Below are 21,387 nucleotides of genomic sequence, written 5' to 3'. Positions count from 1 at the left end.
AGACCCGACATGGACCGCCGCTCGTTCGTTGCCGGCCTCGCCGCCGCAACTCTTGTGCCGCGCGCCGCCGTAAGCAGCGAGACGCGGCCCTGGGAGGACATCCTCGCCGGCGCCCGCGGCCAGACCGTCTATTGGAACGCCTGGGCCGGCGACGAGCGCACCAACGCCTTCATCGCCTGGACCGGCGAGGAGATGCGCCGCCGCTTCGGCGTGGCGGTGGTCCATGTCCGCCTGCGCGACACCGCCGAGGCCGTCGCCCGCGTGGTGGCCGAGAAACAGGCCGGGCGCGGCTCCGGCGGCTCGGTCGACCTGATCTGGATCAACGGGCCGAATTTCCTGGCGATGAAGACCCAAGGGCTGCTCCACGGCCCGTTCGCCGAGGCGCTGCCCAACTGGCGCTTCGTCGACACCACCCGGAAGCGCTCCAACGTGATCGACTTCACCGTGCCGGTGGAGGGCTTTGCGGCCCCCTGGCGCATGGCGCAGGTGGTCTATGTCTATGATTCCGCCCGCCTCGCTGCCGCCGACCTACCGCGCTCGATCCCAGCGATGCTGGCCTGGGCGCAAGGCCATCCCGGCCGGCTGACCCACCCCACGGTGCGCAACTTCCTCGGCGCCACCTTCCTCAAGCAGGCGCTGGCCGAACTCGCGCCCGATCCGGATGTGCTGCAGAGGCCGGCCGACGATGCGGCGTTCGAGACGGCCGCCGCGCCGCTGTGGGTCTGGTACGCCGCGCTGCGGCCGAACCTGTGGCGGCAGGGCCGCGAGTTTCCCGAGACCGGACCGGCGCAGCGCCAACTGCTCGACGACGGCGAGATCGACATCGCCATCTCGTTCAACCCCTCCGAGGCGGCGGTGTCGATCGCCAACCGGCTCCTGCCGCCGACCGCGCGGGTGTTCGTGCTGGAGCGCGGCACCATCGGCAACACCAGCTTCGTCGCCATTCCGTTCAATGCCGCGAACAAGGAGGGGGCGATGGCGGTCGCCAATTTTCTGCTGGAGCCGGCAACCCAGGCCTATGCCCAGGATCCGCGCCACATGGGCAATTTCACCGTGCTCGATCTGGGCAAGCTCGATGCCGCCGACCGCCAGCGCTTCCTCGACCTGCGGTCGGACCCCGCTCTGCCCACCAATGAGGAATTGGGCGTGCCGCTGCCCGAGCCGCATCCCTCCTGGATGACGCGGCTGGTCGCGGCCTGGGAAGCGCGCACGCATTGATGAGACCATGCTGAGGGCCGCCCCGCCTCTGACGCTGGCGCTGTTCCTGCTGCCGATCGCCGCGGGGCTCGCCGGCACCGCCCTGCCGGCCTTCGGCTATCTGCCGGCGCTGGGTCACACCGAGGTCTCGCTCGACGCCTGGCGGGAGTTGATGGCGACGCCGGGCCTTGCCGACACGCTGGCGCTGACGCTGCGCGCCGGCCTGCTGGCAACCGCCCTGTCGGTGGTGCTGGCGATCGGCTTCTGCGCCCTGGCGCACGATCGGCCTTGGATGCGGCGCTGCGAGAGTGCGCTGGCGCCGATCCTGGCCACCCCGCATGCCGCGCTCGCCATCGGCTTCGCCTTCCTCATCCTGCCGTCGGGCTGGCTCGTCCGCATGGTGTCGCCGGACCTGACCGGCTGGCATACGCCGCCGCAGATCGTCACGGCGCGCGATCCGCAAGGCTTGTCCTTTGCCGGCGGCCTCGTGCTCAAGGAGACGCCCTATCTGGTGCTGATGATCCTCGCCGCCAGCGTGCAGATGCGGGTGCGCGATCTCACGGCAAGCGCCCGCGCGCTCGGCTACGGCCCGGCGGCGGCGTGGCTGTTTGCGGTGCTGCCGCGCCTCTACGCGCAGATCCGCCTGCCGGTCTACGCCGTGCTCGCCTTTTCGCTGTCGGCGGTCGATGTCGCGCTGATCCTGGCGCCCGGCACGCCGCCGCCGCTGGCGGTGCTGGCGATGCGATGGTTTGCCGACTATGATCTGGCACTCTACCCACGTGCCGCCGCCGCCGCGCTGCTGCAGCTCGCTGTGGTGGCTGGCACCATTGTCCTTTGGCGACTGTTCGAGATCGCGGCCGCCCGGCTGGGCCGGGCGATTATCTTGCGCGGCTGGCGCACCCCGGCGGCCGAACCGGTGGCGGCTGGCGCTGCGCTCGGAGCGGTTGCCGCGGGCGTTGCGGCGTTCGCGGCGATCGCCGGCATGGCGCTGTGGTCGGTGGCGGCCGGCTGGCGGTTTCCCGACGCCCTGCCTGACGCCCTGACGCTCGATGTCTGGATCCGCCATCTCCCCGAGGCCGGCCGGCCGATCGAGGCCACGCTCGCCGCCGGTGCGGCGGCGACCGTCATCGCGCTCGTGCTGGCGCTCGCCTGCCTGGAGAACGAGCAGCGCGCGGCGCTGCGACCGGGCACAGGCACGCTGTGGCTGCTCTATCTGCCGCTCTTGGTACCGCAGATCGCCTTCCTGTTCGGCGTCCAGGTGGTGCTGGTGCAGACCGGGCTCGACGGCACCCTGGCCGCGGTGATCTGGGCGCACCTGCTGTTCGTGCTGCCCTATGTGTTCCTGTCGCTGGCCGATCCCTACCGCGCGCTCGACCCGCGCTTCGCCCGCTCCGCCGCGGCCCTCGGCGCCGGCCGCGTCCGTATCTTCGTGCGGATCAAGCTGCCGATGCTGGCCAAGCCCATTCTGATTGCGGCGGCGATCGGCTTCGCGGTCAGCGTCGGCCAGTACCTGCCGACGCTGTTCGCCGGGGCCGGGCGGGTGGCGACGCTAACCACCGAGGCGGTGACGCTGGCGGCCGGCGCCGACCGGCGCGTGCTTGGCGTCTATGCCGTGCTGCAGGCGGCGCTGCCGGCGCTGGTCTATGGCCTGGCGCTCGGCCTGCCGCGCCTGATGTTTCGCAACCGGCGGGGGCTGTTGTGACCGGGCTCGCGCTCGCCGGTGTCGAGATCGCGCTCGATGGGCGGGTGCTGATCCCGCGCCTCGACCTTGCGGTCGCCCCCGGCGAGGTCGTCACGGTGATGGGGCCGTCCGGCTCCGGCAAATCGACGCTGCTCGCCTTCATCGGCGGCTTCATCGATCCCGTCTTTCGCGTGTCGGGGCAGGTGCTGATCGACGGCGCCGACGTCACCCGCCGCCCGCCCGAGGCGCGGCGCGCCGGCATCCTGTTCCAGGACGACCTGCTGTTCCCGCACCTGTCGGTGGGGCAGAACCTCGCCTTCGGCCTCGTCGCCAGCGTGCGCGGGCGCGCCGCGCGGCGGCGCGTGATCGAGACGGCGCTGGCGCAGGCGGATCTGGCCGGCTTCTTCGACCGTGACCCGGCAACGCTGTCCGGCGGCCAGCGCGCTCGGGTTGCGCTGCTGCGCACCCTGCTCGCCGAGCCGCGGACGCTGCTGCTCGATGAGCCGTTCAACCGGCTCGACAGCCATCTGCGCGACGATATCCGCCGCTTCGTGTTCGGCCACGCCCGCGAGCGCAGCCTGCCGACGCTGCTGGTGACCCATGATGCCGACGACGCAAGAGCGGCCGGCGGCCGCACCGTCCGGCTTGGGGCTTGAGGCGGTTTCCGGCCCTCCCGGGTGGACGCAGCCCGGGATGGTTGGCGCGCCTCGGGCGATCACGCTAAGAAGTGATTCACCAATTCAACAGGGCATTCATGCGCACCGGCTTCGCGCTGTCCGCGACGGCTCACCTGATTCTCGTGACCCTGGCCGTGGTCCTGGCCGGGCCGGCGCCGTTCGAGGTCGAGCCGGCCGAAGGCATCCTGGTCGATCTCGTGACGCCCGAGGAGGCGCAGGAGCAGCCGCCCGAGGAGACGGCGAAGGTCGACGAGCCCGAGAAGCCGCAAGTTCCCGAGATCGAGAAGACACAGGAAGAGTTCGCCAAGGACGAAACGAAGAAGGAAGAGAAGGCGCAGGAAGAAAAGGCCAAGGAAGAGAAAATCCTGCCGGCGGCTCAGGACCTGCTGCAGGATTTGCGGAAGGAGGCCCAGGCGGAGGCGCCGAAGGAGGCTGCCAAGGAAGCCGCCAAGGAAGCCGCGCAGGAGCCCCCCAAGGAGCCGGCCAGGGACGCCTCAAAGGACCCCGGAAGGCAGCCCGAAAAGCAGCCCGAGCAGGCGCCAGCCAGGGACTCTGCCAAGGACGCCCCCAACGAGCCGGGCCAGAACGCCCTCAAGGAAGCCCCCAAGGAGGCGTCCAAGGAGCCGGCGAAAGGGCCGCCTCGGCCTGCTGGACCGCCGCCGCCCTTGCCCCCTGTCCGGCCGCCGGAGCTTGCGCAGCCAAGCAGCGCACCGATACCGCCCGAGACCGCGCCGCAGGACGCCCAGCCGGCCGAGGCACCGCCCGCCGGCCCGGCTCTCGCCGGCATTCCCCTGCCACCGATGGCGGAGCAGCCGGCCGGCGAGGTAACGCCGCCGCTCACCCCCGACCGGCTGATGGAGATGGCGCGGCTCGGCAAGGCGGACGGGTTCGACGCCGTCGCCGAGGATCAGGCGAAGCTCACGCCCGACGAGATTGCCGCCTTCAGGGCGAGCGTGCAGAAATGCTGGACGCGCCCGGACACCGTTCCCGCCAATGCCAAGCTGCAGATGGTGATGCGCGTCTCCTTCAAGCCCGACGGCGCGCTGGCCGGCGATCCGATGCTGATCGCGGCGCCTGCCTCCAAGCTCGGCCCGGCCCTGGTGCGCGCCGCCCAGGCCGCCGTGAAGCGCTGCCAGCCCTACGCGGCGCTGCCGGCCGGCAAGTACGAGGAATGGCGCGTGCTTGACCTGCGCTTCACCCCGGGCGGCATCGTCGGCGGCTGAGCCGCAGTCCGCCAACCCCACCCGAGAGAGAGTGAGGCTCCCGGCGTCTGGGGCCCGGCCACCCAGGCACCATCTGACATAGCTCAAGGACATCCCGCCGCCGTGGACTATGCTCGGCGCGTTCGCATCCAGGGTGGATGCTGCGGCGGCCGGTGCCGATGTCCGTCGAATTTCGGCAGTCACGAGTTGATTGCCGGAAGACCGTATGGATCCGCCTCCGGAGACCCCCGCAAGAGGACTGCATGACCGAGATCGTCTACGGCGTGTGGGACGGCATCGTCTACGACAACCGCGCCGGCCGGCCTGCCGCCGATGATCGTCCGGCGCCGCCGACCCTTGCCAATTTCGACAGCTTCGACGACGGCAACCGCATCCGCGCCTTCTTCGCCGACCGCGGCTTTTTCATCTTCGACGCGAACGTCGGGCTGATCGACGTGCTGTGGCGGCAGATGGCCGAGGCCGCCGCGCAGAGCTGCGGCAAATGCACGCCGTGCCGGATGGGCACGGTGCTGGTGCGCGACGCGCTCGATGCGCTGCGCCGCGGCCGGAAGACCAGGGTCGGCCTCGACGAATTGGAGACGCTGGCCGACCAGATGACCGCCACCTCAATGTGCGGCCTCGGCCAGACCTGCGCCCGGCCGCTGTTGGCGGCGCTGCGCCATTTCCGCGACGTGGTGGAGGGCGAACTGAAGCGCGGCCCGCGGCCGGAGCCCAACGGCCTCACCTACATGACCGCGCCGTGCATCGAGGCCTGCCCCTCGCGCATCAATGTGCCGCGCTACATCGACTTCATCCGCGACGGCAAGCCGGAGCATTCGCTCGGCGTCATTTTGCAGAAGTATCCGATGGCCGCGACCTGCGGCCGGGTGTGCGTGCGCTTCTGCGAGATGGCCTGCCGGCGCAAGTTCGTCGACGAGGCGGTCGGCATCAAGACGCTCAAGCGCTACGTCGCCGACCAGCAGAAGGGCGCGCATGCGCTGACCTTCGGCCGCGAGCTGATCGCGCACCCCTTGAGCCAGGACATGCGGGTGGCGGTGGTCGGCGCCGGCCCCGCCGGTCTCTCCTGCGCCTATCATCTGCTGCTGCACGGCTATCGCGTCGACATTCTGGAGGCGATGGGGGAGGCCGGCGGCATGGCGGCGATCGGCATTCCCAACTATCGCCTGCCCAAGGACGTGCTGCGCTCGGAGACCGAGATCATCGCCGAGCTTGGCGGGCGCTTCCTGTTCAACCATGCGCTGGGCCGCGACTTCTCGATCGACGATCTGTTCGCGCGCGGCTACCGCGCGGTGTTCCTGGCACTGGGCTGCCAGCAGGGCAGCCGGCTCGGCGTCGCCGGCGAGGATCCGAGCCTTGCCGGCTACAAGCCCGGCATCGCCTTCCTGCTCGATGTGCACGACCATGTCGCCGGCACCCGCACCATCGAGCTGTCCGGCGACGTGGTGGTGGTCGGCGGCGGCAATGTGGCGATGGACTGCGCCCGCTCGGCCCTGCGCATGGGTGCCGACACCGTGCACGTCGTCTATCGCCGCACCCGCGAGGACATGCCCGCCGACGCCGACGAGGTGGCGGCCGCCGAGGCCGAGGGCATCATCTTCCACTTTCTCGCCAATCCGGTGCGGATCGTCGCCGAAAGCGGGCGCATCACCGGCGTCGAGCTGATCGCGATGCGCCAGACGGCGCCCGACGGCCGCGGCCGCCGCAATGTCGAGGCCGCGCCCGGCACCGAGACGGTGCTGCCCTGCACGACCCTGATCGCCGCCATCGGCCAGCAGATCAACAAGGACGTGCTGAAGCCGGAGGACGGCATCGCGCTCGACCGCTGGAACTGCATCGCGGTCGATCCTGTCGATCTCGCCACCTCGCGCCCCGGCGTGTTTGCCGGCGGTGATTGCGCGTCGGGTCCCTCGACCCTGATCCACGCCATGGCCAATGGCCTGAAGGCCACCCGCAGCATCGACGACTGGATCCGGCTGGGCTATGTGCGCTTCCGGCCGCGCTCGCGCATGCGCGCCCTGCTCAACGACAACCGCATGCTGGCCGACGATGCCGTCGAGGTGCCGGTGAAGCCGCAGTACCGCGTCCACCACCCCGAGCTCGACCCCAATGTGCGCACGCAGATGTTCGAGGAGGTGGAGCAGACCATCAGCGCCGAGGAGGCCTATCGCGAGGCCAAGCGCTGCATGCGCTGCTACCGCATCTATTCGGTGATCACCGAGCAGCCGATCCCCGAGGGAGCATGAGGATGGCCGCGCAATTCCTGCCCCAGACCAGCCCCGGCGCCGAGGTGACCTATTTCGAGGCGACCATCAATGGTGCGCCGATCACCGGCCGCTCGGACGAGACGATCCTCACCTGCGCCCGCCGCTACGGCGTCTATATCCCGACCCTGTGCGAGCTGGCCGACATCGACCACGCGCCGGGCACCTGCCGGGTGTGCCTGGTCGAGATCCGGACGGACGGCAGCGCCAAGACCCACTTGGTGACGGCCTGCACCACGCCGATGCAGGCCGGGCTGGAGATCCGCACCCGCACCCCCGAGGTGCGCGAGAAGCAGCGCCTGCAGGTCGAGCTGCTGCTCGCCGACCACGACCAGGACTGCGCCACCTGCATCCGCCACGGCCGCTGCGACCTGCAGGATGTCGCCCAGTTCGTCGGCCTCAGGCAAAACCGCTTCTTCGACCCCGCGCGGGTGGCGACGCGACCGATCGACGACTCCTCGCCCGCCCTGATCCGCAACATGAAGCGCTGCATCCGCTGCCAGCGCTGCATCGCCATGTGCCGCGACGGCCAGGGCGTCGATGCGCTGATCCAGGTCGGCACCGGCCTCGACACCGCGGTGGGCCTGCGCCACGGCCTGACCCAGAAGAATTCCGCCTGCGTCACCTGCGGCCAGTGCGTGCTGGTATGCCCGACCGGCGCGCTCGGCGAGCGCGACGAGACCGACCGCGCGCTTGACATGATGTACGACCCCGAGCTTGTCACCGTCGTCCAATTCGCGCCCGCGGTGCGCGTCGGCTTCGGCGAGGAGTTCGGCCTGCCGCCCGGCACCAATGTCGAGGGCCAGATCATCACCGCGTTGCGCAGGCTCGGCGCCGACATCGTGCTCGACACCAATTTCGGCGCCGACCTCGTCATCATGGAGGAAGGCACCGAGCTGCTGCACCGGCTGGCGCACAGAAAGCGCCCGACCTTCTCCTCCTGCTGCCCGGCGTGGATCAATTTCGCCGAGCGGCACTATCCCGACATCCTGCCGCTGCTGTCCTCGACCAAGTCGCCGCAGCAGTGCGTCGGCACGCTGGCCAAGACCTATCTGCCCGAGAGGATGGGCATCGATCCCAAGCGTATCCGCGTCATCTCGATCATGCCCTGCACGGCGAAGAAGGACGAGATCGCGCGGCGCCAGCTCATCCATGACGGCGTGCCGGAGGTCGACGTGGTGCTGACCACCCGCGAGTTCGCGCGCCTCCTGCGCCGCGAGGGCATCGACCTCAAGACGCTGGAGCCGTCGGCCTTCGACAACCCGTATATGAGCGAATACACCGGCGCCGGCGCCATCTTCGGTACCACCGGCGGCGTGATGGAGGCGGCGGTTCGCACGATGTACTACATCGTCAATGGCCGCGAGCTTGAGACGGTGGAACTCCAGCAGCTGCGCGGCTTCGAGGGTGTGCGCACCGCCACCGTCGATCTCGGCGGTGCGGTCGGCGAGGTGAAGGTGGCGATGTGCCACGGCCTCAAGCCGACCCGCCAGATCGTCGAGACGGTGCGCGCCGGCACTGCCGATTTCGACTTCATCGAGGTCATGGCCTGCCCCGGCGGCTGCGTCGATGGCGGCGGCTCGCTGCGCTCCAAGAAGCAGTATCTGCCGCACGCGCTGAAGCGCCGCGAGACGCTGTTCGGCATCGACCACAAGCGCGCGGTGCGCCAGTCGCACAACAACCGGCAGGTCCAGGCGCTCTATCGCGACTTCCTGGGCGGGCCCAATTCGGAGAAGGCGCACGACCTGCTGCACACTTGGTACACCGACCGCAGGATCGAGATGACCCAGACCGTTCGCGAGATCTGGGCCGACATCAAGATGACCGGGAAGGTGTACTGACCGGCAGCCGGTCTCGCGCAGCGGGCGCGCAGGCCATGCCCGCCTATCCGGCGCTGGCGCCGAAGCCGGCGGCCTCGATCGCCTTGATCAGCGTCTCGGCCGGAACGCCGGTGTCGGCCTCGACGCGGCCGGAAGCGAGATCGACCGTCACCTTTGCGGCGGCATCCTCGCGCTTGATCAGCTTTTCCACGGTCGCGGCACAGCCGCCGCAGGTCATGCCGGTCACGTTCAGCGTCACCATGCTGATTGTCTCCACAGTTCTGGCCGCCATCGCGGCGCGTGACCAGGATATGGCACTGCGCCCCTGCCCGGGAAAGCGGAAGCGGCCCACCCTGCCCGCCGATCAGCTGCGATGATGCGGCGAGCCGGCCTCCGGGGAACAAGAAATGCGGGCCGAAACCCGAAAGACGCGCCGAGCGCCCTTTTGTTGCAGCAATTCAGCTATGCAGGCCGGAACGGTTGACAAGGGCCGAATCCAAATTCGCACCCTTCGGGATTCAGCAGGATCGGCCGCCCGGGCCGCATTCGCCCTGCATCACGGCGATTTGCACCGCCTGCGCGCGGCTTGCCGCGGCCTCGACGAAATCGCCGCCCGCGTCATGGTATTGTGCGCGATGCTGAGGATTATGCCGAAACGTCATCGGCGGACAGTAGCCCTCTGGCGTAAAATCGCGAATATTCCAATTTGATTCGGCCACAGGACTGCTCCCCATGCAACGACTCGGCACGTTGTTTATCGCCTTTTGCATGGTGATGATTTCCGGTTCGCTGGGCGCGCTGCTGTATCTGGTGGCCGGTGTTCCCGCTGCCATTTCGGGGCTTGCGGCGCTAACCTTGCTGCTCGGTCTGGCCTGGTGGCAGTTCTCTGCGCTGCAGACCGCCGATCGCGCCCACCTCGGCCGCCAGATCGGCGACCTGTCCACCACCGTGACCGATATCGCCAGAGCCCTCGCCGATATCTCGCGGCGCGTGTCGGACGTCGATCACCGGTTGCAGGCGATCGAGCGCCGCGGCACCTCGATCGAGGGCGCGGCGGGCGAGGCCGCCCGCAAGGCGGTGCAGCCGCTCTCCGCCGAGCTTGTCGTCCTCACCGGGCTGGTCAAGGACCTCGCGGAGGCCACCGCCGCGCACGAGCAGCACCTCGCCGTCTTCGACCAGAATCTGCAGGCGCTCGCCGCCCGGCCGCAGGTGATCATGTCCCCGGCCGCGTCCGGTGCCGCCGCCGCCACAGCCACCCTGGAGGCGGCCGCCGCCGCGCCGCCGGCGCCGGTGGTGCGCCACGGCATGCTGGCCGGCCTGTCCGAGGCCGACGGACTGGCGCTGGTGCAACGCGCGGTGAAGGCCGGGCGCGTCGAGATTTATCTGCAGCCGATCGTCACCCTGCCGCAGCGCAAGGTGCGCTACTACGCGGCCATGCCGCGGCTGCGGGCCGAGGACGGCTCGCTGCTCACCCCGGACGATTACGGCGACCTCGCCCGCGCCGGCCGGCTGGAGCCCGAGATCGACCTGCAGGTGCTGCTGCGCTGCGTGCAGGTGGTGCGGCGGCTGGCCAGCCGCAATCGCGAGATCGGCCTGTTCCTCGACCTTGCCGCCGACACGCTGGGCGACACCGAGGCGATGGCCCGCTACGCCGAGTTCCTGGAGGCCAACCGCACCCTCGCGCCGGCTCTGGTGTTCCAGGTCGCCCAGGAGCAGTTCCGCCTGCTCGGTCCGGTCGAGACCGAGGCCCTGGCCGGCGTGGTCGATCGCGGCTTCAAGCTCGCGCTCCACCACATCCAGGACCTGCGCTTCGATGCCCGCGACCTCGCTGAGCGCGGCGTGCGCTTCGTCAAGGTACCCGCCGTGGGCCTGCTCGACCGCTCGCGCGCCGTCGGCGCCGAGATCCACCCGGCCGATCTGGGCGACCTGTTCGGCCGGCACGGTATCGCCCTGATCGGCGACGCCATCGAGACCGAGGGACAGGTGGTCGACCTGCTCGACTATGACGTCAAGTTCGGCCAGGGCAATCTGTTCGCGCCGCCCAAGCCGGTGCGCGCCGACGTGCTGGGCGCCGAGCGCCGGCCGATGCGCGATCCCGCCGAGGCCGCCCCCGCGCCGCGCGTCGAGATCGCTGCGGCCGACATTCGGCGCGACGAGATCAAGCGCGATGAGCCCAAACGCGACGAGCCGGCACCGCGCCGTACCGGCGGCCTCGCCGACCTCGCCAAGACCACCATCCGCCGGGCCTGACCCGGTTTCGGCCCGCCGCTGCGATCCATCATTCGGTTTCCGGTCGATCCCGCCGGGATCCCGGAAACGGCTTGCCAACACGCCGCGCCTCCGTACTCTTCCGGAGCGCTCCTGCGCCTTGCCGCCCATCCGGACGCCGCACGGCCGCGCCGGGTTCCCAACTCCGGATCCCGAGCCAGGCACCTTGCGGTCCTGATTCCATCGCTTGAAGGATCGAACCCCATGGGACTCGTCACGCGGTTTGTCTCGCGGCTCCGCGCCCCTGCCGCCTTCGCCGTTGCCGCGCTTGGCCTTGCCGCACTTGCCCTGGCCGCGCTTGCCTTGGCCGCGCCGCTCACCGGTCCGGCCGCGGCCCAGGGCAGCGAGACGGCCGCCGATACGGGCACCGGCGTCGAGCTTAGAGTGGGCACCCTCGTCATCGCCGAGCCCTGGGCCCGCGCCACCCCGCCGGCCGCCAAGGTCGGCGGCGGCTACATGCGCATCACCAACACCGGCACCGAGCCCGACCGGCTGATCGGCATGTCGGCACCGGTGGCCGGCCGCGGCGAGATCCACGAAATGGCCGTGGTCGACGGTGTGATGCGCATGCGCGAGCTCGAGAACGGCATCGCCATCGAGTCGGGCCAGACCGTGGAGCTCAAGCCCAGCGGCCTGCACGTGATGTTCATGGACATCAAGGAGCCGCTCAAGGAAGGGACCACCATCCCCGTCACGCTCCGGTTCGCGAAGGCCGGAACGATCGAGGTGCCCTTCCCGGTGCGCAGCATCGGCGCCGGCAGCCACACCAAGCACTGATTCCGCCGATCCCGAAGGGATCAACCGGAAGCCGAATGACCAAGTTTCCGGGGATCCGTCCGCGATCCTTGGAACCCCGAAAGCCCGACCCGGAGGACGATGGACAAGCTCTCCGCCCTCGAATGGATCCTGTTCGTCGGCGCCGGAATGGCGCTGGCGGGCATGCTGTCGAGCCTGCTCGCCAAACGCTTCGGGGCACCGCTGCTGCTGGTGTTCCTGCTGATCGGCATGCTGGCGGGCGAGGACGGGCCGGGCGGGCTGAAGTTCGACGACTATGAATCGACCTTTCTGGTCGGCTCGATCGCACTGTCGGTCATCCTGTTCGACGGGGCGATGCGAACCAAGCTGCGGCTGGTCCGCCGCGCGCTGGCGCCGGCGCTCGTCCTGGCCACCGCCGGCGTGCTGCTCACGGCGGCGCTGACCGGCGCCTTCGTGCATGCGCTGTCGGGAGCCGGCTGGATCCAGTCGCTGCTGCTCGGCTCCATCGTCGCCTCCACCGACGCCGCGGCGGTGATGTTCCTGCTGCGCACCGCCGGCCTGACGCTGAGCCCCCGGATCGGCGCCACGGTGGAGATCGAATCGGGCACCAACGATCCAGTCGCGGTGTTCCTGGTCATCCTGCTGACCCGGCTCGCATTGGCCGGCGAAGCGGACACCGCCACCGTGCTGGCCGAGATCGTCGGCGATTTCACGGTCGGCGCCGCGGTCGGGGTCGGCGGCGGCCTGCTGGTGGTGCAGGCGCTTAACCGGCTCGACTTGCCGGCCGGCCTTCACCCGCCCTTCGTCACCACCGCCGCCGTCGGCATTTTCGGGCTGGCCTCGGTGTGGGGCGGCTCGGGCCTGCTTGCCGCCTATCTAGCGGGGTTGGTGGTCGGCAACAGCGCGGTGCGGGCCTATCCGGTGATCGAGAGCTTCCAGGGCGCGGCGACCTGGCTGTGCCAGATCGCCATGTTCCTGATGCTGGGGATGCTCGCCTCGCCGTCCGATCTCATCGACCAGGGCCTTCCCGCCGCCGCCATCGCCGCCTTCCTGATGCTGGTCGGCCGGCCGCTGGCGGTGTGGCTTTGCCTGCTGCCCTTCCGCATGCCGGCGCGCGAGATCGCCTTCATCGGCTGGGTGGGTCTGCGCGGCGCGGTGTCGATCTTCCTGGCCGCGATTCCGACGCTCGCCGGCCTGCCGGGGGCGGACGATTATTTCAACGTCGCCTTCGTCGTCGTGCTGGTGTCGCTGCTGGTGCAGGGCTGGACGGTGGGCCTCGCCGGCCGCTGGACCGGGGTGGCGACACCCGCGACCAGCCTGCCGGTGCAGCGCGTCGAGATCGACCTGCCGGGCAATACCGGGCGTGAGTTGGTCGGCTACCCGGTCGAGGCGGAAAGCCCGCTGGCCCGCGGCGCCCATCTGCCGGCCTGGGCCCAGCCGGCGCTGGTGGTCCGCAACGGCGTGATCCTCAACCCGCGCGATGCCGGCGACCTGACGAGCGGCGACTATGTCTACGTGCTCGCCGCCCCTTCGCGCGTCAGCCGGCTGGATGCGCTGTTCGCGGCCGGCGTCGAGGATCCGAGCGCGGCCAGGATCGCCTTCGGCGAGCTGCCGCTGGTCGGCGAGGCGCCCTCGGCCGAGGTGGCCGCGCTCTACGGGCTGGAGATCGCTGGCGACACCGCGGACACCATCGCCGACGTGTTCGCCGAGCGCTACACCGACCGCGCCCGCCCGGGCGACCGCGTGGCCTTCGGCGCGGCGACCCTGATCGCCCGCCGCATCGAGCCGGACGGCCGCGTCGCGCTGGCCGGCCTGCGCCTGCCGGACATCGCCCAGGCGTCGACCCGGCCGCCGTGGCTGCAGCGCTGGCTGCAGCGGCTGGGCCTGTCGGCGAAGGATTGACCGGCCGGAGAGCAATATGCCGTTGGCCGAAAAATCCCTTCCAGATCAGTGATTTTCCGGCGAGATCGCTTCCGGCATCCTGAAGGGATCAGCTGGAGAACCGTATCACACCCCCGCCGCCGTCAGCATGCTCTCGACCATGCCGCGATAGCCGCTGCCGAACAGGCGCAGATGTACCAGCGCCGGCCACAGCCGGTAGATCACCAGCCGCTCCTCAGCCCCCGGCTCCAGCGCGCCGTAGGCGTCGTAGAACGCCGCGCTTGGCCGGTCGAACAGCGTCAGCATGGCGAGATCGACCTCGCAATGGCCGAAATAGCAGGCGGGGTCGATCAGCCCGCTCACATGGTCGCCATCGACCAGCACATTGCCGCCCCACAGGTCGCCGTGCAGCAGCGCCGGCTCCGGGCGCGCCGGTAGCCGGCTGGGGAGGTCGGCGGCAAGCTTCTCGACCCGGCGGGCGAGCGGACCGGGGATGTGCGGCGCGCTCGCCGCGAGCCGGCGCTCGCCCCAGAACCGCGGCCAGTCGTCCACGAACGCATTCTCGATGGCGACCGGCCCGAACGCATAGTCGGCCGGCCAGCCATAGCGCGTGCCCAGGGTCTCGTGCAGCCGCGCCAGCGCCGCGCCAAGGCTGCCCCAGGCGCTGCGCAGGCTGCCGCCGCTGGGCAACTCCTCGATCACCAGCGCATCGGCATTCGCCGCCAGCACCCTGGGGGCTGGCACGCCGGCGGCAGCGATCGCCTGCAGCATCGCCGCCTCGGTCTCCGGCGCCGGGCCGCTCTTGACGATGGCGGTGCGGCCGCCGGCCAGTTCGATCCGCAGGATCTGCGACAGATCCCCGCCCGCCAGCGGCTCGGCCCGTCGCAGCACCCCGCCGAGCAGCCGGGCGCCAACGGCGGCGAGCGCCGTCATTCCCGCGCCATCAGGCGCCGGGCCAGGGCCTCGGCGCCGGTCGTGACGTCAGCCCAGGTCATCGCGAAACCGTCGTCGCCGCCATAATAGGGGTCGGCCACCGCCTGGCCGCGCCGACCTTCGACATGGTCGAGCAGCAGGCTGAGGTGCACGGAGGCACCCGCCGGCCGCATCCCTTCGAGCACCGCTAGATTTTCATGGTCGAGCGCGACGATGTGGGTGAAGCGGCGGAAGTCCTCCACAGTCACCTGCCGGGCACGGTAGGAGGCGATCTCCACCCCGTGCCGGCGGGCGATCGCCTGGGCGCGCGCATCGGGCGGCTCCCCGACGTGCCAGTGGCCGGTGCCGGCCGAATCGATCTCGACGTCGAGATCGGCTTTCGCGACCACACGCCGGAATGCTGCCTCCGCCAGCGGCGAGCGGCAGATGTTGCCAAGACAGACGAACAGAACCGCCGGCTTCTTCGTCACCCCGAACACCCCTTGACTGGACTGCGCCCAGATCAACGCAGGTACGATTTATCCGCGCAACTCACTCCTTGCGCAACAGTCCGCCCGGCTCCTCGACCAGACCGGCCAACGCAGCCGGCAGGTCCACCGCCTCCACCTGCGACAGCGCCTTGAGGATCTTGGCCGCCTCGGTGCGCCGGCCGGGGCGCATCACCAGGATCACCGTCTCGGCGCCGCCGACGCAGCCGGGATCGCCGCAGGCCAGCTCCGTCACCGAGACGGTCGCGGCCTCCGGCAGCGAAAGATACACCCGCGTCAGCTCGGCGATGCGCCGGGCGGCATCGCGCCCCTCGCCTTCGATGCCGCCGCGCCGGGTGAAGAAGAACCGCGCCATGCCACCTCGATCCGTTGGTTTGCCTGCCTATCCCAACATGCAACAATATAACATTCTGGTGCCAATCAGCCGGCCCGTTCATCGTAAGGCCGAAGCGCCGTCGCGCCCGCCGCCAGGCTTTGCTAGAGCCTTGGCCAATCTCGCGACGCCAGGCCGGCCAGGGACCGGCCAGGGCTCTAAGGTTTTGGCTTATCGCATTTTCTCGCGCAAAACCGGTATCCACTTTTGCGCAAAATGCTCTAAGAGAGCCGCAAACGGGGCAAAAGACAGGCATGGACGGTCCGACCACTGCGGCGTCTGCCGGCGAGACGCCGGGACAGGCTCTGCTCACCCAGTTCGAGCGCGCCGGCTACCGCCACGTGGCGCCGGCCATTCTGCAGCCGGCCGACGTGTTCTTCGACCTTGCCGGCGAGGAGATGCGCCGGCGCATCTACCTCACCACGGATGCCGGCGGGCGCGACTGGTGCCTCCGGCCCGACCTGACCATTCCGGTGTGCCGCGACCATATCGCGACGGGCCGGCTCACCGAGCCGGTCGGCTACAGCTATCTCGGCCCGGTCTTCCGCTTCCGCGGCGACGCGCCGGGCGAGTTCCTGCAGGCCGGCATCGAATCGCTCGGACGGCGCGACCGCGAGGCCGCCGATGCCGAGGTGCTGGCGCTGGGCTGCGAGGCGGCCGGCCAGTTCGGCGTGGCCCATCCCCGCATCTCGATCGGCGACCGCAGCCTGTTTGCCGGCCTCGTCGATGCGCTCGACCTGCCGCCGCAATGGCGCCGCCGCCTGCTGAAGGACTTCAACCGCACCGGCTCGCTGCGCGAGGCGCTCGATCTGCTGGCGACCCCCGGCCCGACCATGCCCTATGCCGGCGTGCTCGCGGCGCTGGCCGGCCAGGATCCGGCGGCCGCCCATGCGGTGGTCACCGACCTTCTCTCCATCGCCGGCATCAGCACGGTCGGCGGCCGCTCGGCCGGCGAGATCGCCGAGCGCTTCCTCGAACAGGCGGCGCTGGGCGCCACCGGCGCGGTGCCGGCCTCGGCGCTCGGCGTGATCGAGCAGTTCCTGGAGATTTCGGGCGACCCCGACGAGGCGGCGGACGCGCTACGCACGCTGGCGCGGGAGGCCGGCATCGACATGTCGCCCTCGATCGACGCCTTCGAGCAGCGTACCGGCTTCTTCGCCGCCCAGGGGCTCGAGGTATCGTCCATGCGGTTCTCGACCTCGTTCGGCCGCGGCCTGGAATACTATTCGGGCTTCGTGTTCGAACTGCACGACCCCGACAATGCCGAGCCCGGGCCGCTGGTGGCCGGCGGCCGCTATGACGAGCTGTGCACGCTGCTCGGCAGCCCGGTGCCGGTGCCGGCGGTGGGGCTCGCCTGCTGGATCGAACGTCTCACCGCCGCGGGAGGACTGTCATGAGCAATTCCGCCCCGCTGGTGCTGGCCGTGCCCTCCAAGGGCCGGCTGCAGGAGAACACCCACGCTTTCTTCGGCCGCGCCGGCATGGCGCTGGTGCAGGCGCGCGGCGCCCGCGACTATCGCGGCGCGCTGGCCGGCGTGCCTGGCGTCGAGGTGGCGTATCTGTCGGCGTCCGAGATCGCCCGCGAGATCGCCTGCGGCTCGGTGCATTTCGGCGTCACCGGCGAGGATCTGGTGCGCGAATCGATCCCCGAGGCGGAGTCCCGCGTGGCGATGGTGACGCCGCTCGGCTTCGGCCACGCCAATGTCGTGGTCGCGGTGCCGCAGGCCTGGATCGACGTCGCCACCATGCACGACCTCGACGACGTCGCCACCGCCTTCCGCGCCCGACATGGGCGCAAGCTGCGCGTCGCCACCAAATACGTGAACCTGACCCGGACCTTCTTCGCCGGGCACGGGCTGGTCGACTACCGCATCGTCGAGAGCCTGGGCGCCACCGAGGGCGCGCCCGCCACCGGCGCCGCGGAGCTGATCGTCGACATCACCACCACCGGCGCGACGCTGGCGGCCAACGCCCTGAAGGTACTCGACGACGGCGTAATCCTGCGCTCGGAGGCGAACCTCGTCGCCTCGCTCACCGCCACGTGGTCGGACGACAACCGCGCCGCCGCCGCCGCCATTCTCGACCGAATCGCCGCCGAGGCGCTGGCGCGCTCCGTGCGCGAGGTGCGGGCGCGCTTTCCCGCGCTCGACGCCGGCATGGTGGAGGAGGCGAAGGCGCGCTTTGGCGTCACCGCCCCGCTCGGCGCCCCGACCTCGACCGGCATGGTGACGCTGCACTGCCCGCCCAACACCATCCACGCTCTGGCCGTCTTCCTGCGCGAGCGCGGGGCCGAGGCGGTGACGGTGGCGCCGATCGAATACGTCTTCACCGCCGGCAACCCACTATGGGAGGCGCTGGAGGGAAGGCTGGGTCAATGAAGCGCCTTGCCACGCGCCGTTGAAACCATCCCACGCTCTCAACGTTGCCTCACATTCGAGTGTCCCGAATGCGAGGAATGTCGGATGAGCATCTTCAGCACGATCCTGGCCAAGATAACCGGGACATCCACCGCGGAGGCCGCACAAGCCTCGGCCACGGTGAGACCGACCACGGTGACAGCAGCCACGGCGACACCGGCCTCGGCTGAGGCGACACCGGCCGCACCCGCGGCGCATCCTGGTCAGGGCGTCGATGTCGCCGCCGTCCTCGATGCCCTGGAAGCGAAGAGCAAGGAGCGGCTCGACTGGCGTCATTCGATCGTCGATCTGATGAAGCTGCTCAACATCGATTCCAGCAAGTCTGCGCGCAACGAACTGGCCAGGGAACTGCACTTCGACGGCGACACCGACAATTCCGCGCAGATGAATGTCTGGCTGCACAAGCAGGTCATGGCGAAGCTCGCCGCCAATGGCGGCAAGCTGCCGCCCGAACTGCTGACCTGAGCGTCTCGCAGCAACCGCTCAGCCGCATCCGGGCCTGCCGCTATTCCGCCGCTGCCGCCGTGGCCTGATCGATCTCGAAGGTGACGATCTTCAGGCTGGTGTCCTCGGCGTCGTCGTGCACCTCGAAGCCGAGCTTCTGGCACATGGAGATCATCGTGGTGTTCTCGCGCAGCACCTGGCCCTTGACGCGCTTGAAGCCCTCGCTGCGAGCGTAGTCGATGATCCGCTGCATCAGGAGCCAGCCCAGCCCCCGCCCCTTCAGCTCCGAGCGCAGCAGGATGGCGTATTCGCCGGTTTCGTGGTTGGGGTCGGCGTGCAGCCGCACCACGCCCCACAACTCGCCGGTGTCCTCATGGATGGCGGCGAAGGCCACTGCCCGGGCGTAGTCGAGCTGGGTCAGCTTGGCGATGAAGGCGTGGGTGAACTCCTTGATCGGCGCGAAGAAGCGCAGCCGCAGATCCTCCGCCGTCACCCGCTTGAGGAAATCGGGATAGAGCTTCTCGTCCTCCGGCCGCACCGGTCGCACCAGGATGCGCGTGCCGTCGCGCAGCGCCTCGTGGCGTTCCCACTGCTTCGGATAGGGGCGGATGGCGAGGCGCGGATTGGAGTAGCCGCGCAGCTTCGGACAGGGCTCGACGGCGATCTTGGCGTCGAGCACGATGACGCCGCGTTCGTCGGCGATCAGCGGGTTGAGGTCGATCTCGCGGATCTCGGGGATGTCGGCGGTGAGCTGCGACAGCTTCACCAGCACCAGCGCCACCGCAGTGCGGTCGGCCGGCGGCTGGCCGCGCCATCCATTGAGCAGTTTGTCGACCTTGGTCTCGGCCATCAGCTCGAAGGCGAGCTTCATATCGAGCGGCGGCAGCGCCAAGGCCTTGTCGTCGAACAGCTCGACCGCCGTGCCGCCGCGGCCGAACACCACCACCGGGCCGAACACCGGATCGTCGGTGATGCCGGCGATCAGTTCGAGACCGTAGGGCCGGTTGACCATCGGCTGCACCACAACGCCGTCGATGCGCGCATCCGGACGCAGCTTCGCCACCCGCGCCAGCATGCCGTAGGCGGCGTCCTCCACCGCGTCGGCGGAGGTCAGGCCGAGCCGGACACCGCCGACGTCGCTCTTGTGCGGCAGGTCCTCCGACAGCACCTTGATGACGCAGCCGCCGCTGGCCGGCAGCAGCCGTTCGGCGGCGATGCGCGCCTTGGCCGGCGTCTTCGCCACCTCGGCGGCGACGCAGGGGATGCGATAGGCCTCCAGCACCCGCGCCACCGATTCGGGATCGAGCCAGCGCCGGCCGGCGGCAAGCCCGCTGGCAACCGCGGCGCGCGCGGCGGCCACGTTCGGCTCGAACTCCTCGGGCAGCGAGGGCGGCGTCTCGATCGCCGCCTCCTGCGCCTGCGAGTAGCGCACCACATGCATGAAGCCGTCGACCGCATCGTGCGGCGTCACGTGAAGCGGGATCTTGGCGGCCTCGAAAATGTCGTGCAGCTCGCCATTCTGGCCGAGCCAGGCGGCGAGCACCGGCTTCGGCCGGTACGAGGTCCGCCGGTGCTGCTCGACGGCGCCGACCACCGCGGTTGCGGCCTCCTTGGCGTCGGCCAGCGCGGTCGGCGCGCTCATCATCAGCACCGCATCGACCCCGGGGTCGGCCAGCAGCGCCTCGAGGCTGCCGCGATAGCGTGCCGCGCCGCCGCCGGCACCCAGATCGACCGGGTTGCTGCGAGAGGCCCGCTCCGACAGCACGCTGCCGAGCCGCTCCATCGTCGCCGGTGCCAACATCGCCGGCACGCCGCCGCGCTCCACCAGCCGGTCGAGCGCCAGGATGGCCGGCCCCACGCCATTCGAGGCGACGGCGAGGCGGCGCCCCTGAAACGGCTTCAGCCGCGACAGCGTCTCGGCCGCATCGAACATCTCGCCGAGATCGCGCACCCTGAGCAGGCCGGCGCGGCGGAAGGCGGCGTCATAGACCGCGTCGGCGCCGGCGAGCGAGCCGGCATGCGACGAGCGGCGCACCGAATCGTGCGACAGGCCGGGCTTGATCACCACCACCGGCTTGGAGCGCGCCGCCGCCCGCGCCGCCGACATGAACTTGGCGGCGTCCGAGATCGCCTCGACATAGAGCAGGATGGCGCGGGTCTTGTAGTCGAGCGCGAACCAGTCGAGCAGGTCGGCGAAATCGACATCGGCCATGTCGCCGGTGGCGACCACCGCCGAGAAGCCGATATTGTGGCGGTTGGCCCAGTCGACGATGGTGGTGATGACCGACCCCGACTGCGACACCAGCGCCAGATCGCCGGCCTCCATGGCGGCGGCGGCGATCGAGGCGTCGAGCTTGGCGCGCGGCACGCTGACGCCGATCGAATCCGGCCCGATGATGCGCATGCCGTGGGGACGGGCGATCTGGGTCACCTCCTCGCGCAGCCGCGCCACACCCTCCGGACCGCCATCGGCGCCGGTGGTGATGATGACGCAGCCCTTGGTGCCCCGCTCGGCGAACTGGCGGACGAGATCGGGCACGGTCAGCAGCGGCGTGGCGATGACGGCAAGATCGGTCTTGTCGGGCAGGTCCGCCACCGAGGCGTGGCACGCCAGCCCGTCGATCTCCGCATAATTCGGATTGACCAGCGACAGCCGGCCGGGGAAGCCCGCACGCCGCAGATTGTTCAACACGACCTGGCCGACCGAATTCGGCTGCGGGCTCGCACCCGCCAGGACGACGGACTTCGGCGCAAACAGCGTATCGAGTCGGTAGATGCTCATTGCCTGCCTACGGTTCGGGCGCGCCCTGCGCGCACCAGGAATTCTGTGCCGGTCGTCCGACCTTTGGAGCCGGGAATCGCCAATGCCGGCTTGGATCGGTCCACCAGATATTGGGTCTGTGGATGAAATATGAAACGAACGGCGTCCCCGGTGCCGGTGTCCAGTCACGCGGGCATCCGCCAAGCCG

Annotated in this window: 18 protein-coding genes; 12 read left to right on the top strand and 6 right to left on the bottom strand. The window is 70.1% G+C overall.

Annotation, left to right across the window (positions count from 1 at the left end):
• Positions 1-9 precede the first annotated feature (9 nt).
• The 6 genes from BLTE_RS00680 to BLTE_RS00655 all read left to right on the top strand — a co-directional run bounded on the left by BLTE_RS00680 (position 10) and on the right by BLTE_RS00655 (position 8,880).
• The gene (locus BLTE_RS00680) at positions 10-1,218 is read left to right on the top strand and encodes an ABC transporter substrate-binding protein (protein ID WP_126396660.1); all 1,209 of its coding nucleotides are present in this window, start codon (positions 10-12) and stop codon (positions 1,216-1,218) included.
• Positions 1,219-1,225: 7 nt separating this feature from the next.
• Positions 1,226-2,899 (top strand): ABC transporter permease, encoded by a 1,674-nt coding sequence (locus BLTE_RS00675; RefSeq protein ID WP_126396659.1) that lies wholly within the window; start codon positions 1,226-1,228, stop codon positions 2,897-2,899.
• On the top strand, positions 2,896-3,534 hold the full coding sequence (locus BLTE_RS00670) for an ATP-binding cassette domain-containing protein (protein ID WP_126396657.1): 639 nt from the start codon (positions 2,896-2,898) through the stop codon (positions 3,532-3,534). The genes BLTE_RS00675 and BLTE_RS00670 overlap by 4 nt, the downstream gene beginning before the upstream one ends.
• A gap of 98 nt (positions 3,535-3,632) precedes the next feature.
• Positions 3,633-4,778, top strand: coding sequence for a hypothetical protein (locus tag BLTE_RS00665; protein ID WP_126396655.1), 1,146 nt, complete (start codon positions 3,633-3,635; stop codon positions 4,776-4,778).
• A gap of 242 nt (positions 4,779-5,020) precedes the next feature.
• On the top strand, positions 5,021-7,021 hold the full coding sequence (locus tag BLTE_RS00660) for an FAD-dependent oxidoreductase (RefSeq protein WP_126396653.1): 2,001 nt from the start codon (positions 5,021-5,023) through the stop codon (positions 7,019-7,021).
• 2 nt (positions 7,022-7,023) lie between these two features.
• Entirely contained in the window at positions 7,024-8,880 is a 1,857-nt protein-coding gene (locus tag BLTE_RS00655; RefSeq protein WP_126396651.1) for a [FeFe] hydrogenase, group A, read from the top strand.
• A gap of 43 nt (positions 8,881-8,923) precedes the next feature.
• Here BLTE_RS00655 and BLTE_RS00650 read toward each other — a convergent pair whose 3' ends face one another.
• Both BLTE_RS00650 and BLTE_RS00645 read right to left on the bottom strand, forming a co-directional pair.
• The gene (locus tag BLTE_RS00650) at positions 8,924-9,121 is read right to left on the bottom strand and encodes a heavy-metal-associated domain-containing protein (RefSeq protein ID WP_126396649.1); all 198 of its coding nucleotides are present in this window, start codon (positions 9,119-9,121) and stop codon (positions 8,924-8,926) included.
• Between the two features lie 256 nt (positions 9,122-9,377).
• Positions 9,378-9,578 carry a hypothetical protein gene (locus BLTE_RS00645; RefSeq protein WP_126396647.1) on the bottom strand — a complete coding sequence of 67 codons (201 nt, stop codon included), beginning with the start codon at positions 9,576-9,578 and terminating at the stop codon, positions 9,378-9,380.
• 49 nt (positions 9,579-9,627) lie between these two features.
• On the opposite strand from BLTE_RS00645, the gene BLTE_RS00640 reads away from it, so the two are divergent.
• The 3 genes from BLTE_RS00640 to BLTE_RS00630 all read left to right on the top strand — a co-directional run bounded on the left by BLTE_RS00640 (position 9,628) and on the right by BLTE_RS00630 (position 13,785).
• A complete protein-coding gene (locus BLTE_RS00640) occupies positions 9,628-11,109 on the top strand; it encodes an EAL domain-containing protein (RefSeq protein ID WP_126396646.1) in 1,482 nt (493 codons plus the stop codon).
• A gap of 222 nt (positions 11,110-11,331) precedes the next feature.
• Positions 11,332-11,904, top strand: a complete 573-nt coding sequence (locus BLTE_RS00635) for a copper chaperone PCu(A)C (RefSeq protein WP_126396644.1) — start codon at positions 11,332-11,334, stop codon at positions 11,902-11,904.
• A gap of 99 nt (positions 11,905-12,003) precedes the next feature.
• Positions 12,004-13,785, top strand: coding sequence for a potassium/proton antiporter (locus BLTE_RS00630; RefSeq protein ID WP_126396643.1), 1,782 nt, complete (start codon positions 12,004-12,006; stop codon positions 13,783-13,785).
• A gap of 105 nt (positions 13,786-13,890) precedes the next feature.
• On the opposite strand, the gene BLTE_RS00625 is transcribed toward BLTE_RS00630, so the two are convergent.
• The 3 genes from BLTE_RS00625 to BLTE_RS00615 form a co-directional block, all read right to left on the bottom strand.
• Positions 13,891-14,697 (bottom strand): fructosamine kinase family protein, encoded by an 807-nt coding sequence (locus tag BLTE_RS00625; RefSeq protein ID WP_126396641.1) that lies wholly within the window; start codon positions 14,695-14,697, stop codon positions 13,891-13,893.
• Positions 14,694-15,167, bottom strand: coding sequence for a low molecular weight protein-tyrosine-phosphatase (locus BLTE_RS00620; RefSeq protein WP_126396638.1), 474 nt, complete (start codon positions 15,165-15,167; stop codon positions 14,694-14,696). Before BLTE_RS00620 ends, BLTE_RS00625 begins: the two co-directional genes overlap by 4 nt.
• A 61-nt stretch (positions 15,168-15,228) precedes the next feature.
• Positions 15,229-15,540: a hypothetical protein gene (locus BLTE_RS00615; protein ID WP_126396635.1), complete on the bottom strand. Its 312-nt coding sequence runs from the start codon at positions 15,538-15,540 to the stop codon at positions 15,229-15,231.
• A 272-nt stretch (positions 15,541-15,812) separates the two neighbouring features.
• On the opposite strand from BLTE_RS00615, the gene BLTE_RS00610 reads away from it, so the two are divergent.
• The 3 genes from BLTE_RS00610 to BLTE_RS00600 all read left to right on the top strand — a co-directional run bounded on the left by BLTE_RS00610 (position 15,813) and on the right by BLTE_RS00600 (position 18,439).
• Positions 15,813-16,955 carry an ATP phosphoribosyltransferase regulatory subunit gene (locus BLTE_RS00610; protein WP_126396633.1) on the top strand — a complete coding sequence of 381 codons (1,143 nt, stop codon included), beginning with the start codon at positions 15,813-15,815 and terminating at the stop codon, positions 16,953-16,955.
• On the top strand, positions 16,952-17,935 hold the full coding sequence (hisG, locus tag BLTE_RS00605; RefSeq protein WP_126396631.1) for an ATP phosphoribosyltransferase: 984 nt from the start codon (positions 16,952-16,954) through the stop codon (positions 17,933-17,935). Before BLTE_RS00610 ends, hisG begins: the two co-directional genes overlap by 4 nt.
• A gap of 84 nt (positions 17,936-18,019) precedes the next feature.
• Positions 18,020-18,439, top strand: coding sequence for a DUF3597 domain-containing protein (locus BLTE_RS00600; protein ID WP_126396629.1), 420 nt, complete (start codon positions 18,020-18,022; stop codon positions 18,437-18,439).
• Between the two features lie 40 nt (positions 18,440-18,479).
• On the opposite strand, the gene BLTE_RS00595 is transcribed toward BLTE_RS00600, so the two are convergent.
• Positions 18,480-21,200: a bifunctional acetate--CoA ligase family protein/GNAT family N-acetyltransferase gene (locus BLTE_RS00595; RefSeq protein WP_126396627.1), complete on the bottom strand. Its 2,721-nt coding sequence runs from the start codon at positions 21,198-21,200 to the stop codon at positions 18,480-18,482.
• Positions 21,201-21,387: the final 187 nt, after the last annotated feature.

This window comes from Blastochloris tepida (assembly GCF_003966715.1).
In the GTDB taxonomy this organism is placed as follows: Bacteria; Pseudomonadota; Alphaproteobacteria; order Rhizobiales; family Xanthobacteraceae; genus Blastochloris; species Blastochloris tepida.
This window is presented reverse-complemented; position numbering and strand designations above follow the sequence as displayed.

Bases quoted from the DNA above. Each gene is read 5' to 3' on its own strand.
- BLTE_RS00630 (WP_126396643.1), top strand. From the start codon at position 12,004: ATGGACAAGCTCTCCGCCCTCGAATGGATCCTGTTCGTCGGCGCCGGA.
- BLTE_RS00615 (WP_126396635.1), bottom strand. From the start codon at position 15,540: ATGGCGCGGTTCTTCTTCACCCGGCGCGGCGGCATCGAAGGCGAGGGG.
- hisG (WP_126396631.1), top strand. From the start codon at position 16,952: ATGAGCAATTCCGCCCCGCTGGTGCTGGCCGTGCCCTCCAAGGGCCGG.
- BLTE_RS00680 (WP_126396660.1), top strand. From the start codon at position 10: ATGGACCGCCGCTCGTTCGTTGCCGGCCTCGCCGCCGCAACTCTTGTG.
- BLTE_RS00610 (WP_126396633.1), top strand. From the start codon at position 15,813: ATGGACGGTCCGACCACTGCGGCGTCTGCCGGCGAGACGCCGGGACAG.
- BLTE_RS00660 (WP_126396653.1), top strand. From the start codon at position 5,021: ATGACCGAGATCGTCTACGGCGTGTGGGACGGCATCGTCTACGACAAC.
- BLTE_RS00675 (WP_126396659.1), top strand. From the start codon at position 1,226: ATGCTGAGGGCCGCCCCGCCTCTGACGCTGGCGCTGTTCCTGCTGCCG.
- BLTE_RS00595 (WP_126396627.1), bottom strand. From the start codon at position 21,200: ATGAGCATCTACCGACTCGATACGCTGTTTGCGCCGAAGTCCGTCGTC.
- BLTE_RS00635 (WP_126396644.1), top strand. From the start codon at position 11,332: ATGGGACTCGTCACGCGGTTTGTCTCGCGGCTCCGCGCCCCTGCCGCC.
- BLTE_RS00600 (WP_126396629.1), top strand. From the start codon at position 18,020: ATGAGCATCTTCAGCACGATCCTGGCCAAGATAACCGGGACATCCACC.
- BLTE_RS00650 (WP_126396649.1), bottom strand. From the start codon at position 9,121: ATGGTGACGCTGAACGTGACCGGCATGACCTGCGGCGGCTGTGCCGCG.
- BLTE_RS00640 (WP_126396646.1), top strand. From the start codon at position 9,628: ATGGTGATGATTTCCGGTTCGCTGGGCGCGCTGCTGTATCTGGTGGCC.
- BLTE_RS00625 (WP_126396641.1), bottom strand. From the start codon at position 14,697: ATGACGGCGCTCGCCGCCGTTGGCGCCCGGCTGCTCGGCGGGGTGCTG.
- BLTE_RS00665 (WP_126396655.1), top strand. From the start codon at position 3,633: ATGCGCACCGGCTTCGCGCTGTCCGCGACGGCTCACCTGATTCTCGTG.
- BLTE_RS00655 (WP_126396651.1), top strand. From the start codon at position 7,024: ATGGCCGCGCAATTCCTGCCCCAGACCAGCCCCGGCGCCGAGGTGACC.